The following is a 14,591-nucleotide window of genomic DNA, read 5'->3' as shown; positions in this document are numbered from 1 at the left end:
GCCGGGCCTCGCTCTCGCTTGCCCGCACGCACAAGGTTAACACGCCGTCAAAAAGGCGGTGCGTTCTTGATAGTTTCGCGCAAGCTGAAATTTAACGATTTATGACCATGGTACGACGGCAACTGCGACCATGGTCGTATATCGGCATGGATCCTTGGCGGGGGTAAATGCAATGATCCGCGATTTTTTTCGCGACAGGCGGGGTAACTACGCCTTGATGACGGTCATCACGATGATACCGCTGATGGGCGCCGTGGCGATTGCCGTCGACTACACCGAGTTGATCAGGCAGAAGCAGGAAACGCTGAACGCGCTCGACGCGGCGGGTATCGCCACAGCGCAGCAGATCGTCTCGGGGGCCAGCGACGATCAGGTAAGGGCTTTCGCCAAACAATTCTTCGAAGCAAATCTCTCGCATGTCGCCGCGGCGAACACGGCGCTGACAGTTACCTTGCCAAACAACAATACCGGCGGCGGCACGCTGGTTCTCCAGGCCTCGCTCAAATACAAGCCCTATTTCCTGCCGGTGGCCATCATGCTGCTCAATGGCGGCACCGCCGGAGAAACCAACGTAAGTGTGAGTGCCAGATCGGAAGTCCGGCTCAAGAACACGCTCGAAGTAGCGCTGGTGCTCGACAATTCCGGCTCGATGAGCATCAACGGCTCGGGCACCGGCCAGAAACGCATCGACCTCCTCAAGCAGGCGGCGAAACAGCTGGTCGACACGCTGGCGCAGCAAGCCCAGCAGATGAAACAGATCTCAAAGCCGGTGCAGTTCTCGCTGGTACCGTTCTCGGCCTCCGTCAATGTCGGCCCGACGCACGACCAGGATCCGTGGATGGATCTGAACGGCGTCTCGCCGATCCACCACGAGGATTTCGACTGGTCGACTATGAGTTCGGCCAACGACCCCAACAAGTACGCGCAGAAGGTCGGCGGCATATGGTACAAGCGCGGCGCCGGCTGGGGAGACACCAAGGATCAGCCGCTCACCCGCTTCAGCCTCTATTCCGACATGACCGTCGAGTCCGACCGCGAGACGGTGCAGCCTCCAAGGCAATATGTCTGTGACGTCACCAATAGAGACGGCAGTTGCAACAAAGGCCACTGGGTCACGCCGTCCCCGACCTATGTCTACACCACCAGCCGCTATGCAAGTTGGCAGGGTTGCGTGGAGGCCAGGCCGTACCCTTACAATGACGACGACACCACGCCGGACAGCGCCAATCCGGCCACGCTGTTCGTGCCGATGTTCGCCCCCGACGAGGCCGGCACGCTTTGGCGCGATTTCAACCGCGACGGCATCAATGACGTCAGCAGCGTCGGCTACGGCTACGGTAACAACTGGTGGGCGGACTGGCCCTATTCGTCCAACCCGACGGCGTCGCAGCGCCAGTCCGACATGCGCAAATACTTCCTGGTCAAGCCATATGGTTCGGCGTCCGCGAGCTACGGCGACGGCCCGAACGCGGCTTGCACGACCAGCCCGATCACGCCGCTCAAGGATGTCAGCGTGGCGGCTGAGAAACAGGAACTGGATGACGCCATCGACGACATGGCGCCGACCGGCAACACCAACGTGCCCGAAGGCCTTGCCTGGGGCTGGCGGACCGTGTCCAGCAACGAGCCGTTCACCGAAGGTCGGCCGAACAGCGAAAAAGGCAACGACAAGGTGGTCATCGTCCTGACCGATGGCGCCAACACCTACAGCGCCGTCGGCGACTCCGGCTACGCCAACAACCGGTCCACCTATGCCGCCTACGGATATACCGGGCTGACCTACCCCGGTTCAGGCAGCGTCACACGCTTGTTCATGAACACGAGCAGCGCCGTGCCGAAGACCACCTACACCGACAGCAACTACACCGCCGCGCTCGACGAGAACATGCAGACGCTTTGCTCCAATGCCAAGGCTGCAGGGGTCATCGTGATGACCGTTTCGCTCGACCTGGTCGATACCAAGACCGACGAAAAGAAGGCCATGGCCGCCCTCAAGGCCTGCGCATCGGACTCGCGTTTCCGCAGGGACCCAACCGACCCGAGCAAGCCCGCGAAGCTGTTCTGGAACTCGACCGGCGCGACGCTTTCGGACGACTTCAAGGCGATCGGCAACGAATTGTCGAACCTGCGCATCGTCAGTTGAACTACCAGGGGGCCGCTCGAGCAAATGCGCAAATTCTGGCATCAATTCTGCCGTGACCGCCGCGGCAACTATGCCCTCGTGACGGCAGTTGCCACGGTCCCGCTGATGGGGGCCTTGGCGGTGGGCGTCGACTTCACAGAGCTCAATCGCGAGAAGCAGATGGTGCTCAACGCCCTCGACTCGGCCAATTTCGCCTCCGCGGTGCGCCTCTCGCAGGGCGCGTCGGACGACGAGATCAAGGCCTTTGCGGCTGCCTTCCTGAACTCCAATCTCAACACCGTCGATCCCGCCAACATTACGCTCGATGTCACGCTGCCGAGCAGCCAGACCGGCGGCGGCTTGATGAAGCTTTGCGCGACGCTCACCTATCATCCCTATTTCCATCCGGCGGCGGCGCTGCTCAGCGGCGCGTCGGACGGCGACGCGCATAAGCCGATCCAGGTCGAGATGTGTTCCCAGGTGCGGCTGAAGAACACGCTGGAAGTGGCGATGGTGCTCGACAATTCGGGCTCCATGACAACGCCAGGCACCGGCTCGGGACAGAAGCGCATCGACCTGCTCAAGCAGGCCGCCAAGCAGCTTGTCGACACGCTGGCGCAGCAGGCAGCGCAGATCAAGCAGATCGACAAGCCGGTGCAGTTCAGCCTCGTGCCGTTCGCGGCGTCGGTCAATGTCGGGCCGGACAACGACAACGCCCCGTGGATGGACGTCTACGGGCTGTCTCCGATCGCCAACGAGAATTTCGACTGGTCGACGCTGAATGCGCCCGACAAATATGCCCAGAGGATCAACGGCATCTGGTACAAGAAAGGCACCGGCTGGGGCACTGAAGAAGACGAGGTTCTCAGCCGCTTCGAGCTCTATCAAGACATGAAGGTGGTGACCAGCCACGAGCGCATTGTCGGCAGCGCGCGCAGCGTCTGCGATACATACCGCTCGAACCACACCTGTTCGCACAGCCATACGGAATATGATTACAACGACACCTACGGGCCATTCGCCAGTTGGCAGGGCTGTGTCGAGGTCCGTCCCTATCCTTACAATGTCGACGACACGCCGGCCTCGGGCGGCCCGAACAACAGCGGTATCGGCGTCGGCGATCCTGCAACCATGTTCGTGCCGATGTTCGCGCCGGACGAACCCGGCAATCATTGGAAGGTTACTCAGAACCCCAGGGAGCCGGATCCGGTGACCTATGGCGCGGCGAACAGCTGGTGGAACGACGACCCATCGAGCACCACGGGCAAGACCAGGCAGTCGAACATGGCCAAGTACTTTCAGCCGCGGCCGATCGATGCTCCAACCCTTGGTTCGGGCGCCGGCCCGAACTACAGCTGCACCACCACGCCGATCACGCCGCTCACCGACGTCACCCACGCGGACGGGCTTGCAGCCATCAAGGCTGCGATCGACCTCATGCAGCCCAACGGCAACACCAATGTGCCCGAAGGAATGGCCTGGGGCTGGCGCACCGTGTCGAGCGCGCCGCCCTTCACCGAGGGCCGTCCGGAAACCGAGCGCGGCAACGACAAGGTCGTCATTGTCCTCACGGACGGAGAGAATACTTACTCGACGGTCAGCTCCGACCCGGCCGGCAACAAGTCAACCTACGCGGCCTATGGCTATACCGGCGTCGGCTATAACGGTACCTCGGTCACCCGTCTGTTCGGCGGCACGTCGAGCGCGATCGGCCAGTTCAACTATTCGTCGAGCAACTATACCGCCGCGATGAACGAGCAGATGGCGAAGCTGTGCGACAATGCCAAGGCCGGCAACATCATGGTGATGACGGTGGCGCTCGACATGTCCTCGACCAGCTCGAGCGACCAGAAGGCCATGGCGGCGCTGAAAGCATGTTCTTCCGACTCCCGTTTCCGCAAGGATCCGACGGATCCAAGCAAGCCGGCCAAGCTGTTCTGGAACGCCACCGGCGCAACGCTCTCCGACAATTTCAAGGAGATCGCGAACGAACTGTCGAACCTGCGGGTTGTGGGGTAAGGCCGGAAATCAGAAACGGGCGTTGAATGTCAGCGTCCAGGCCCTGAAAGCACGGTTCACGATGCGGGCAATGTCGCTGAAGGGCCCGTCTTTGACGCCAGCAATTGGCCGCCGTCGACCGCGATCGTTTGCCCCGTAATCCAACTTGCCATTTCGCTCGCCAGGAACAGAGCAACTTTTGCAATCTCCTCCGGCGTGCCAAATCGCCCCCAAGGTATGCCGTCGAGCGTGCGCTGATACAGTTGGGGATCGGAGGTTCTACGGTGGTCCCACACGCCGCCTGGAAATTCGATCGAACCAGGCGCGATGCCGTTTACCCGAATGCGTTTTGGCGCGAGCGCCAACCCCTGGCCCATTGTGTAGTTGACGAGCGCCGCCTTGATCGCGGCGTAAGGCAGAGTGCGCGGCACCGCCCTGAAACCGGAAATCGACGCGATGTTGATGATGACACTACCCCCCGCTCTTTCCATGAACGGGATGGCTGCCTGGGTGGTGCGCACCGTCGCCATCAAGTCGACGTCGATGCTGGCTCGCCAGCCGCTCTCGTCATCCCTCATGCCGATGCCCGACGCATTGTTGACCAGGATGTCGATGCCATCGAGCGCGCTAACGGCCTCCGCTACAAAGCTTGCGGGTGCAGATGCCTCCGCGAGATCGCATCGCATTGCGAAAACGTTCCCTCCATGCCGCTTCAGCTCGACCTCAGCCGCTTCGAGACCCGACGCACCGCGGGCGCAGATCGCGACATCGGCGCCTTCCGCCGCAAATGCCAGAGCGATCGACCGGCCGATGCCGCGACTGGCACCCGTTACAACAACCTTTTTGCCCTTGAAGGAGATTTGCATAGCGTCGACCCGTGCAAAGCTGGTGAATGGAATGTATTGGATTATCACCTCCTGGTCGAGAAACGGCCGGATCTGGCGGCATCGAGGCTGGCGCAACGGCCGGCGCCTTGAAGCCCTTGTGCCGTTCTGCGCGGCAGGGCACATCTCAGGCGCGCTTTCCAGGAGACGCCCGTGCCCGACGCCGCCAATCATCTCACCTTCGCGCTGATCTGCCTCGGCATGGTGCTGACGCCCGGCCCGAACATGATCTACCTGATCTCGCGCTCGCTGTCGCAAGGGCCGAAGGCCGGGCTGATCTCGCTCGGCGGTGTGGCGCTGGGCTTCCTGTTCTACGTGGTCTGCGCGGCCTTCGGCATCACCGCGCTCATCTTCGCCGTGCCTTTTGCCTATGATGCGCTGCGCTTCGCAGGCGCGCTTTATCTTCTGTGGCTCGCCTGGCAGGCGCTAAGGCCCGGCGGACGCTCGCCCTTCCAGGTCCGCGAATTGCCCAGGGACAGGCCGCGCAAGCTTTTCGCCATGGGCCTGATGACCAACCTGCTCAATCCGAAGGTCGCGGTGCTCTATCTGTCGCTCTTGCCGCAGTTCATCAATCCGGCCAAGGGCCATGTTTTGTCACAGCTTCTGGTGCTCGGCGTGACACAGATCTCGATCAGCCTGACGGTCAATACAATCATCGCGGTGACCGCCGGCTCGATCGCTAATTTCCTCGCCGGACGGCCGTTCTGGCTGGTCGTTCAGCGCTGGATGATGGGCACGGTTCTAACCGCGCTGGCGCTGAAGATGGCGACCGAGGCGCAGAGATAGGGTGCATTGATAATTCAGGTGAGACCGGCCTCACCCTAAGGGCCGTCACAATTTTACATCGGCCGGCGCACCGGCCGGATCTGCTCCGGCTCGACCACCTTGCGATAGAGGTGCCAGGTTGCATGGCCGAGGATCGGCATGACGACGGCGAGTCCGGCAAAGAGCGGGATCGAGCCGATCACCAGCAGCACCGCGACCGTCAGGCCCCAGAGCGCCATCGTCAGCGGATTGGCCATCACAGCGCGGGCCGAAGTCTCGATTGCCGAGACGGCGCCGACGTCGCGGTCGAGCAGCAGCGGGAAGGCTACGACGGTCGTACCTAAAACGACAACCGCGAAAACGAAGCCGACGGCGTTGCCGACGAGGATCAGCGTCCAGCCCTTGCCGGTCGTCAGCACGTCACGCACGAAAGCGCCGACCGAAGCGGGTGGCTCGGCGCCGAACAGGCTGGTGTAGAGCGACTGCGCGGTGAACAGCCACAACAGGAACAGCGCGAAGAGCAGGATGCCGATGACGGCGATCGACGGCAGCGCCGGCGAATGGCGCACGTCCAATGCATGGTGCCAGCGGCTGCTCATGCCAAGCTCGCGCCGGCGGCTGATCTCGTAGAGGCCGATGGCCGCAAACGGACCGATCAGCGCGAAACCGGACATCAGCGGGTAGACGAGCTGGATGGCGTTCGAGCCCGAGCTCCATTGCGTCAGGATCAGGCCGACGATCGGATAGATCAGGCACAGGAACACGTAATGCGAAGGCTTGGCCCAGAAATCCTTGGCGCCGAGCTTCAGCGCGTCCCAAAGGTCCGCGGTCGAGATGTGGCGCACCGTGGGCTGAACATGCGCGCCGTACGCGTCCGTCATGACATGAAAACCGGCCATAACCGTCCTCCGTTTTTGTCGGGAGGCGGTCACCGCCAGGGTGGCCGCCCATGGCTGCCACTTTCAAGAACGCGCGGATGATAACCGATCTTCCGGCAAAAGTCGCCGCCTCCCTCGATTTTCATCGGTTGCCCGGCAAAAGCCACGATCGGCAGTATCAGAGGCCGGATGAGCATCTCGACCACCGCCCTCCCCACTATGAACCGTCGCATGCTGATCAAGGCCGCAGGCCTGGCAGCACTTGCCGGCATCGCCGCCTGCAGCACGGTGTCCGTGCCGATCGGCGAAGGCGCCGGCGTTTCGTCTTCCGCCACGAGCACCTTGAGCACGATCCGCACATCGGCTGGACTGCCGGCGCTGACCCCCGATGCGCAGCTCGAGCAGGCGGCGCTGCAGCAGGCCGGCTACATGGCGTCGCGCGAGCGCATGAGCCACACCACCGGCTGGGGCAAGGATTTCGCCTCGCGCATGAAGGACAATGGCGTGGGCGGCGCGGCGGCTGAAAACATCGCCGAGGGCCGTTTCGACCAGCAAAAGCTGTTCGACATCTGGATGCACTCGGACGGCCACCGCCGCAACATGCTCGATCCGGATTTCAGCCGTTTCGGGCTCGCTTATGTGCGCGACGGCCGCGATCCTGCCTTGCGCTACTGGGCGCTGGTGCTCGGCCGCTGAAAGCGGCGAGCCGCCAGCGGGCGGCTCCGCCAACGGAGCCGGTCGGTATGCGAACGCAGCCGGCGGTAGCGCTGTTTTCCATCTGCACCCATTGGGCTAAGGTGACACGGACACGAAATCGATACCGTCAGGGGAATGCGATATGCGGACCAGCTGCATAGTCCTGATCGGGCTTCTATCGATCGCCCCCGCAGCCGCGGAGGATGTCCAGTGTCCGGAAGGCAGTCAATTGCCGCAGGAAATAGACAACACACCCGATTGCCTGGCGGCCCACAAGTTACATCAGGCTTGCGCCTGGGGATCTAGCGGTGACGAATTCATGTCGGAAGCCGTGATCGACAAGTGCAAGGCCGGGTTTTTCGATCGACTGAGCCACAGGCAAATGCGCCTGTATGAAAGGCGCCTCGAAGCGTGCGGTGAACGCTACCCCGTCACCGAGGATGGCGGGTCGATCCAGATATACCTGTCATCGATGTGCGCCGAGGATCTCGCTGCGACTTATTTCAAGGCCGCAAAGGGTGGGCGAATTGCGGCCACGCCACGCTGGAGCGTGCCCAATATACCTGAGTGAACGAACCACTCGCCCGTATCGGTTCCATGCACGCGGACTGAAGCTGGCCGCTTCAATCCATATGCGCTGCAGGCGCACCCCCTGCCGGTGCCGCCTTCGGCTTGCGCAGCAGGACGACGAACGGGATCGCGATCAGCGTCATCACCATCAGGATTTTGAAGTCGTTGATGTAGGAGATCATCATCGCCTGGGCATTCACCGCACGGTCGACCTGCGACAGCGCCGCGGCGTTGCCGCTCGCGGCCGCCGGCGAGGCAGCCCATAGGTTGGGATTGTAGGGGTTGATAAAGGCCGACAACTCGGTGTGGTTGATCTGCGTGTTGCGCACCATCAGCGCGGCAACCACCGAGACGCCGATCGACGAGCCCAGATTGCGCACCAGGCTGAACAGCGCGGTGGCGTCGGTGCGGTAGCGCGCGTCGAGCGTGGCGAAGGCGACCGTCGACAGCGGCACGAACACCATGCCCATGCCGAGACCTTGGATGACGCCCGAGGTGAGGATCAGCCAATTGTCCATCTGCGGCGTGAAGCTTGCCATGGTGTAGAGCGACTGCGCGGTCAGCAGGAAACCGATGGCGACGAGGATCCTCGCATCGAACCTGTGCATGATGCGGCCGACCACCAGCATCGAGATCATCGTGCCGATGCCGCGTGGCCCCAGCACGATGCCGATCGTCACGGTCGGGTAGCCGAAAATATTGGCCAGCATCGGCGGCAACAGCGACATCGAGGCCAGGATCAGCACGCCCATGACGAAGATGAAGCCGAGGCCGGTCACGAAATTGCGGTCGAGGAATATCTTTGGATCGATGAAGGGGTGCTCGGCCGTCACCGTGTGGATGGTGAACACCCAGAAGCCGGTGAGCGACAGAGCGAGCTCGATCCAGATCTCGGCCGAGTTGAACCAGTCGACCTCGCCGCCGCGATCGAGCAGGAGCTGCAGCGCGCCGACGCCGAGCGAGAGCATGGCGAAGCCGAAGAAGTCGAAGCCCCGCACGCGCTTTGCGACGACGGGCAGATAGGCGGCCATGCCGAGGAAGGCCAGGATGCCGACCGGCAGGTTGATGAAGAACACCCAGCGCCAGTTGAAGTTCTCCGTCAGCCAGCCGCCCAGCGTCGGGCCCAGGATCGGCCCAAGCATGATGCCGGCGCCCCAGATGGCCATCGCCTGGCCGTGGCGTTCCTTCGGGTTGATGTCGAGCAGGAAGGTCTGCGACAGCGGCACGATGGCCGCGCCGAACACGCCCTGCAGCAGACGGAAGAGCACGATCGTCTCGAGGCTCCAGGCAAGGCCGCAGAGCATGGAGAAGATGGTGAAGCCGACAACGGAGGCGAGAAACAACTCCTTGCGGCCAAGCCGGTCGGCAAGCCAGCCGGTGACCGGCGTCATGATCGCCGCCGCCACGATATAGGAGGTCAGCACCCAGTTGATGTTGTCGGGCGACGCGCCAAGGTCGCCGGTCATGGTCGGCAGCGCGACATTGGCGATCGTTGTGTCGAGCGCCTGCATGATCGTCGCCAGCATCAGCGCGACGGTGATCAGCCCGCGATGCGGCACTTCCTTGAAAGGCTCGGGCGTGGTCATAATGCTGAACTTCCAGCAGGTAACAGAAACGTGTACACTGGGCTTCCGGGCGGCAAAGCCTTCCGTTGAGAGACCCTCATCGCGGTGGGACGCGACTATCGATGTGGGGGTTACATCGACTGAAAGTCTCTGTTGGAGCGGATGCCTGCCGCCCGGAAACCTGAGGACCGACGGGGCCGTGACGAAGGTTTCGGTTTCGATCGCGCCGCCAGGCGGCTGATCTTAAACGCTTATCCTTCCCACCCCTCCCATCAGACCAATCCCTGTTCCGCCCCAATCCACGGGGCGTATCGTTACTGCGCGCTCTCCCCTGCCGTGGCATGGCCGAAGATCGACGGCAGGCCGCGCGCCACGCCGGTGTCGACGGTGACGGTCGCGCTCATGCCGGTGCGCAACGCCATCCTGGCGTCAGGATCGGTCAGCTCCAGGCGCACGGGAATGCGCTGCGTGACCTTGACCCAGTTGCCGGTGGCGTTTTGCGCGGGCAGCAGCGAGAATTCCGCGCCCGTGCCGGCGCCGATCGCCTTGACGGTCGCCTCGAAGGTGCGGCCCGGATAGGTGTCGACGACGATCTCGGCCTTCTGGCTCGGCTTCATGTTGGTAAGCTGGGTCTCCTTGAAATTGGCGTCGATCCAGGTGTCGCCGGTCTCGACCAGCGCAAACAGCGGCGTGCCGATGGACACATACTGGCCGACCTTGAAGGAGGCGGCCTGGTAGATGATGCCGTCGGCCGGCGCCTTCACCGTCGTCTGCGCCAGATCGTAGGCCGCCTTGTCGCGCGCTGCCAAAGCAGCCATCACTGTCGGATGCTTGTCGGTCTCGATATTGGGGTTGCCACCGAGCGCCGCCTTGGCGCTGACGATGCCCTGCTCAGCCATCGCAAGCTGCTGTCTGGCCTTGTCGAGATCGTTGCGGGCCTGGTCGAGCGATGCCTTGGCGTTTATGCCCTTCTGCGCCAGATCGGCCGCGCGGTCATATTGCGACTGCGCATAGTCGACCTCGCTTGAGGCGGATTTTTCCTGCGCCATCGCCTGGCTGTAGGCGGCGCGCAGCTGCTCGACGTTGAGGCGCGCGGCGGCGACCGCCGCATCGGCCTGGGCGAGCGCGATCCGGTAAGGCTCGGGATCGATGACGAAGAGAAGCTCGCCCTGCTTGACCTGCTGGTTGTCGGCGATGCCGACCTGGACGATGCGGCCGGCCGTGTCGGAGGCGACCGAAATCCTGGCCTGCTGCAAATTGGCGTTCTCGGTCTCCTGATAACGGCCGCCCGTGACCCAGACATATGCGCCGCCGGCAAGCAGCGCCAGCGGCAGGGCGACCATCAACAGGAGGCGGCCGAGGCGGCGCTTTTTCTTTGGCGCCGCCGGAGCAGGCTGAGGCTCAGGCGCCGCCGTGACCGGAGCGGCCGCCGGCTGCGCCGGGGCTTCAGCGACCGGCTGGGCCGACGCAAGCTTGGCTACGTTGTCGTCTTCTCTCTTGGCTGCCGCGCTCATGCTGCCGCCCCTTCGCTGCTCTTGATCTTTTCCAGGGACGATGCCTCGCCATCCGTCAGGTTCTGCACGATCGTATCCAGAACCCGGATCAGGATGCGCCGGTCTTCCGGCGAAACACCGGTCAAGGACTCCTCATAGACCTCGCCGGCAAGGCTTTTGACATCGGCATAGGCGGCGCTCGCCTTCTCGGTCGGGAAGATCATGCGCACGCGCCGGTCGGTGGCGTCCTGGCGGCGCTCGATCCAGCCGCCCTCTTCCATGCGGTCGACCAGCCGCGAGACGCTGATCGGCTCGATTTCGAGCAGTTCGGCCAGCCGCGCCTGGGTGATGCCTTCTTCCTTGGCGACACGCACCATCAGCCGCCATTGCGCCGAGGAAAGCCCCAACCCGCTGGCGCGCGCCTCGAAGCGCTTGCGCATCAGGCGCTGCACGTCGTGGATCAAAAATCCCAATCTGTCGACGCCATCTGAAACCATGAGCGATAGATATAATAAGCGTGCTTATTATTCAAGAGGAGCTTTGCGAATGGACGACTGCGCGTCAGCACTGCAAGCCGTCAACGAGCCTGCCGTGTGATCAAGGATTTGAGCGCGCTGGCATTGTTTTCGATGCTAAACCGGGACCGAACATCCGCTTGAGCGCGATGAGCCATCGTGCGCATGTCGTCCGGGTGAGACAGCGCGTGGTCCAGCCATTGCGCAAAATCATTCGCATTTGGCTCGGCCAGCAGACCGGTTTCCAGATGGGAGACCGTCTCCGGAATACCGCCGATATTGCTTGCCACGATCGGGATGCCGAGTCCCGCCGCCTCAACTTGAGCCAGACCCAACGCTTCGACGAACGAAGGCATGACGACGAGATCCGCCTTCTTCAGGATCGCCGCAACGTATGGCAGTTCACCCATCCAGATTTGATCATAAAGGCCAAGCTCGATTGCCCGTTGCTTGATCGACTCTTGCTCGGGTCCCGATCCAACAATTGCAAAATGAAGCGCGGGCCATCGCGAACGCAATTTCGCTATTGCGTCAAGCATCATAAGGTGGCCTTTCTCTTTGCGGAGCATACCCACCTGCACGATCAGCGTGCCGCGCTTCCTCTCGATCCAATGAGAAAGATCGGAGGGAAGATCAAGGTAACATTCCGCATCAAGTTTTTCGAAATCCACACCCGGATAAATCACTTCGATCCGCTTGGGGTCGACCCGGCTATTGGACAGAATTTTTGATCGCAAATACTTGCTTGGGGTGAATGTAACATCTACGAAATAGTTATAGCTATATTCTGATATTTTTCCAGCCAGGTATGCTTTGGACCTGATCAGGCGCGGACGATTTCGACCGAAAAGTCGCGCAGCAATTGCAAGATTGTCTGTATCATGACCGCTGTGGCAGAAGCAGGCGGCGGGCCGCATTGCGGCGATCAGCCGATATAGGCCAGTTATCGTGCGCGGATCTGCACCATTTCTAAATGGAAGTGTCACAGTCCGAATGTTCATTGTCGCCGCTAAAGCCCCGACCCGAGAATTCGGGCGGCAGGCAAGCACCACGTCAATCCCAGACGCTCGAAGTGATCGCATCTGGATCAGCAATTGCCGTTCTTGTCCGCCGATATCGGGTGAGCTTTCGGTAAAAATAACGCTGTCGATTTTTTTGCTGTTTAAAGTCATGACAGTTAAATGGCGGGAATCGCTTGCCGCTGATCGATACTTTTCTCTGACCGGACGAAGTAGGCGCCTGCTCCAGCCCAACAAATGGATAAGCGAACAGAGCCGCCGGCCTGCCGTATCGCGAATTCACTGCCGAGGGCAATTTAAAAAAGATGTGAAGTCCGCGCCTTGCGGAACAGGGCTTCCCGCCCACAGTACCGCAAACGCGGTTTGCGGGGCTGCACGGTTTGCTGCATAGGTGCGCCGGCGCAGCAGGGAGCGAAACAATGTTCGACATCTGGCAGGTGGGCATCGTCCCGGATCGGATCGGCAACGCACTTGCCCCGCAAGGCCTCGACAAGAGCGGGGTCGTCTGGCTGCCGCCTCAAGGGTCGTACCGCTTCATCGCCGACCCGTTCGGCCTCTTCCATGGCGACCGTTTCACGGTGTTGGTCGAGGCCTACGACCACCGGGTGAGACGCGGCGAGATCCACTACTACAGCTACGATCGGGACTGGACGCTCAAGGAGCGCGGCGTGGCCTTGAAGGAGCCGTTCCACCTCTCCTATCCGTTCCTGATCCGGCAGGGGGAGGATATCTTCATGCTGCCGGAGGCCTTCAAGAGCGGGCGGCTCGCGCTTTACAAGGCGACCGATTTTCCAAAGGCGTGGCAGCCGGTCGCCGTGCTGCTGGACGAACCGGCGGTCGACGCGGCTGTTTTTCGCCACCAGGAGCGCTGGTGGATGCTCTATGCGCTCAATGGTCCCAACGAACGGGACATGCGCGAGCTGCACGTCTCTTTCGCCGAGAGCCTGACCGGCCCCTGGACCAAGCATCCGCAAAATCCGGTGCGCACGGGACGCGCATCGTCGCGGCTCGGCGGCTCGCCCTTCGAACATGATGGCCAGCTGTATTTGCCGACCCAGGATTGCACAACCGGCTACGGCACAGCCATCAACCTGTTGCGGATCGAGCGCCTGACGCCGGAGGAATTTTCGGCCGACATCGTCAAGCGGCTGTCGCCCGAGGGCTGGCTCGACGGCTTCGACACCGGCCTGCACACGCTGTCGGACGGTGGCGGCGTGACGCTGATCGACGTCCGCCGCTTCGAGCGCACGCCGGAGCGGCACCTGGTCAAGCTGCAGTACTGGCTGCGCAAGCAGATGCGGTGAGCCTGCGGCAGCCGCGATCACGGCGATCCGCCGCGACGGCTTGAGGCGATGCATTCACAGCAGGGCGTCAACCGTCTGAAAATTCACCGTGTTTTCTGTCACACGCTAGCGCCTCCCGGCTCGCTCATGGTAAAGCTTGCGCCGTGGATCGGGGGATCACGCAATGCCGACGCTTTATGCGCTGAAGCCGGCCTTCCAGGACAGGCTGCGGCCGCTTGTCGGCTGGCTGGCGGCCATGGGGGTGACAGCCAACGGCATAACCCTGCTGGCAGCCGGCCTCTCGATCGCGGTCGGTCTGGCGATCGTGGCGGCGCCCGGTTCGCGCCTGCTCCTCTTGCTCATTCCCCTGGTGCTGTTCGTTCGCATGGCGCTTAACGCTATGGATGGCATGCTGGCGCGGGAACATGGCCAGGCTTCCACGCTTGGCATGTATCTCAACGAGATCTGCGACGTCGTCTCCGACCTGGCGCTCATCCTGCCCTTCGCCGCTTTCCCACAGTTTGGCGTCTGGGGCGTCGTCGCCTTTGCCATTGCCGCGATGCTCACCGAGTTCGCCGGCGTGCTCGGCATTCCTGCCGGGATCGGGCGCAACTATGCCGGGCCGTTCGGCAAGAGCGACAGGGCGCTGGCGCTCGGCGTGGTGGCGGCTTTGTGCGGGGTCGGTCTGTGGCCGGCGGCGATTGCGCCGTTTGTGTTTCCGGCCATGGCTACGCTTTCGCTGCTGACCGCCATAAACCGGATACGCGCCGGTCTTACTGGCAAGACCGGCTAAGAGCATCGAG

General features: G+C 62.4%; 13 protein-coding genes. 7 read left to right on the top strand and 6 right to left on the bottom strand.

Annotation, left to right across the window (positions count from 1 at the left end; genetic code table 11):
* Positions 1-172: 172 nt before the first annotated feature.
* Positions 173-2,143, top strand: a complete 1,971-nt coding sequence (locus EN862_RS17130) for a TadE/TadG family type IV pilus assembly protein (protein ID WP_127865441.1) — start codon at positions 173-175, stop codon at positions 2,141-2,143.
* Positions 2,144-2,167: 24 nt separating this feature from the next.
* Positions 2,168-4,141: a pilus assembly protein gene (locus EN862_RS17125; protein ID WP_127865440.1), complete on the top strand. Its 1,974-nt coding sequence runs from the start codon at positions 2,168-2,170 to the stop codon at positions 4,139-4,141.
* A 56-nt stretch (positions 4,142-4,197) separates the two neighbouring features.
* Here EN862_RS17125 and EN862_RS17120 read toward each other — a convergent pair whose 3' ends face one another.
* On the bottom strand, positions 4,198-5,178 hold the full coding sequence (locus EN862_RS17120) for an SDR family oxidoreductase (RefSeq protein WP_245519613.1): 981 nt from the start codon (positions 5,176-5,178) through the stop codon (positions 4,198-4,200).
* Here EN862_RS17120 and EN862_RS17115 point away from each other — a divergent pair.
* A complete protein-coding gene (locus EN862_RS17115; RefSeq protein WP_127865439.1) occupies positions 5,158-5,790 on the top strand; it encodes a LysE family translocator in 633 nt (210 codons plus the stop codon). The genes EN862_RS17120 and EN862_RS17115 overlap by 21 nt on opposite strands.
* Before the next feature lie 53 nt (positions 5,791-5,843).
* Here the strand turns inward: EN862_RS17115 and EN862_RS17110 are convergent, their stop codons facing one another.
* Positions 5,844-6,668: a DUF2189 domain-containing protein gene (locus EN862_RS17110; RefSeq protein WP_127865438.1), complete on the bottom strand. Its 825-nt coding sequence runs from the start codon at positions 6,666-6,668 to the stop codon at positions 5,844-5,846.
* A 168-nt stretch (positions 6,669-6,836) separates the two neighbouring features.
* Between EN862_RS17110 and EN862_RS17105 the strand changes: the two genes are divergently transcribed.
* Both EN862_RS17105 and EN862_RS36575 read left to right on the top strand, forming a co-directional pair.
* On the top strand, positions 6,837-7,343 hold the full coding sequence (locus EN862_RS17105) for a CAP domain-containing protein (protein WP_127865437.1): 507 nt from the start codon (positions 6,837-6,839) through the stop codon (positions 7,341-7,343).
* A gap of 142 nt (positions 7,344-7,485) precedes the next feature.
* Entirely contained in the window at positions 7,486-7,914 is a 429-nt protein-coding gene (locus tag EN862_RS36575) for a hypothetical protein (RefSeq protein WP_127877138.1), read from the top strand.
* Positions 7,915-7,966: 52 nt separating this feature from the next.
* Here the strand turns inward: EN862_RS36575 and EN862_RS17095 are convergent, their stop codons facing one another.
* The 4 genes from EN862_RS17095 to EN862_RS17080 all read right to left on the bottom strand — a co-directional run bounded on the left by EN862_RS17095 (position 7,967) and on the right by EN862_RS17080 (position 12,658).
* A complete protein-coding gene (locus tag EN862_RS17095) occupies positions 7,967-9,499 on the bottom strand; it encodes a DHA2 family efflux MFS transporter permease subunit (protein WP_127865435.1) in 1,533 nt (510 codons plus the stop codon).
* Between the two features lie 293 nt (positions 9,500-9,792).
* A complete protein-coding gene (locus tag EN862_RS17090; RefSeq protein ID WP_127865434.1) occupies positions 9,793-10,992 on the bottom strand; it encodes an HlyD family secretion protein in 1,200 nt (399 codons plus the stop codon).
* Complete coding sequence (locus EN862_RS17085) at positions 10,989-11,468, bottom strand: MarR family transcriptional regulator (RefSeq protein WP_127865433.1); 480 nt, start codon at positions 11,466-11,468, stop codon at positions 10,989-10,991. Before EN862_RS17085 ends, EN862_RS17090 begins: the two co-directional genes overlap by 4 nt.
* Before the next feature lie 80 nt (positions 11,469-11,548).
* On the bottom strand, positions 11,549-12,658 hold the full coding sequence (locus EN862_RS17080; RefSeq protein WP_127865432.1) for a glycosyltransferase family 4 protein: 1,110 nt from the start codon (positions 12,656-12,658) through the stop codon (positions 11,549-11,551).
* 266 nt (positions 12,659-12,924) lie between these two features.
* On the opposite strand from EN862_RS17080, the gene EN862_RS17075 reads away from it, so the two are divergent.
* Complete coding sequence (locus EN862_RS17075; protein ID WP_127865431.1) at positions 12,925-13,809, top strand: family 43 glycosylhydrolase; 885 nt, start codon at positions 12,925-12,927, stop codon at positions 13,807-13,809.
* Positions 13,810-13,972: 163 nt separating this feature from the next.
* Positions 13,973-14,581 (top strand): CDP-alcohol phosphatidyltransferase family protein, encoded by a 609-nt coding sequence (locus tag EN862_RS17070; protein WP_127865430.1) that lies wholly within the window; start codon positions 13,973-13,975, stop codon positions 14,579-14,581.
* Positions 14,582-14,591: the final 10 nt, after the last annotated feature.

Source organism: Mesorhizobium sp. M2E.F.Ca.ET.219.01.1.1 (genome assembly GCF_004016445.2).
GTDB lineage: Bacteria > Pseudomonadota > Alphaproteobacteria > Rhizobiales > Rhizobiaceae > Mesorhizobium.
This window is presented reverse-complemented; position numbering and strand designations above follow the sequence as displayed.

Coding starts and splice junctions, on each gene's coding strand:
- EN862_RS17130 (WP_127865441.1), top strand. CDS start 173: ATGATCCGCGATTTTTTTCGCGACAGGCGGGGTAACTACGCCTTGATG.
- EN862_RS17125 (WP_127865440.1), top strand. CDS start 2,168: ATGCGCAAATTCTGGCATCAATTCTGCCGTGACCGCCGCGGCAACTAT.
- EN862_RS17120 (WP_245519613.1), bottom strand. CDS start 5,178: ATGATTGGCGGCGTCGGGCACGGGCGTCTCCTGGAAAGCGCGCCTGAG.
- EN862_RS17110 (WP_127865438.1), bottom strand. CDS start 6,668: ATGGCCGGTTTTCATGTCATGACGGACGCGTACGGCGCGCATGTTCAG.
- EN862_RS17105 (WP_127865437.1), top strand. CDS start 6,837: ATGAGCATCTCGACCACCGCCCTCCCCACTATGAACCGTCGCATGCTG.
- EN862_RS36575 (WP_127877138.1), top strand. CDS start 7,486: ATGCGGACCAGCTGCATAGTCCTGATCGGGCTTCTATCGATCGCCCCC.
- EN862_RS17095 (WP_127865435.1), bottom strand. CDS start 9,499: ATGACCACGCCCGAGCCTTTCAAGGAAGTGCCGCATCGCGGGCTGATC.
- EN862_RS17090 (WP_127865434.1), bottom strand. CDS start 10,992: ATGAGCGCGGCAGCCAAGAGAGAAGACGACAACGTAGCCAAGCTTGCG.
- EN862_RS17085 (WP_127865433.1), bottom strand. CDS start 11,468: ATGGTTTCAGATGGCGTCGACAGATTGGGATTTTTGATCCACGACGTG.
- EN862_RS17080 (WP_127865432.1), bottom strand. CDS start 12,658: ATGACTTTAAACAGCAAAAAAATCGACAGCGTTATTTTTACCGAAAGC.
- EN862_RS17075 (WP_127865431.1), top strand. CDS start 12,925: ATGTTCGACATCTGGCAGGTGGGCATCGTCCCGGATCGGATCGGCAAC.
- EN862_RS17070 (WP_127865430.1), top strand. CDS start 13,973: ATGCCGACGCTTTATGCGCTGAAGCCGGCCTTCCAGGACAGGCTGCGG.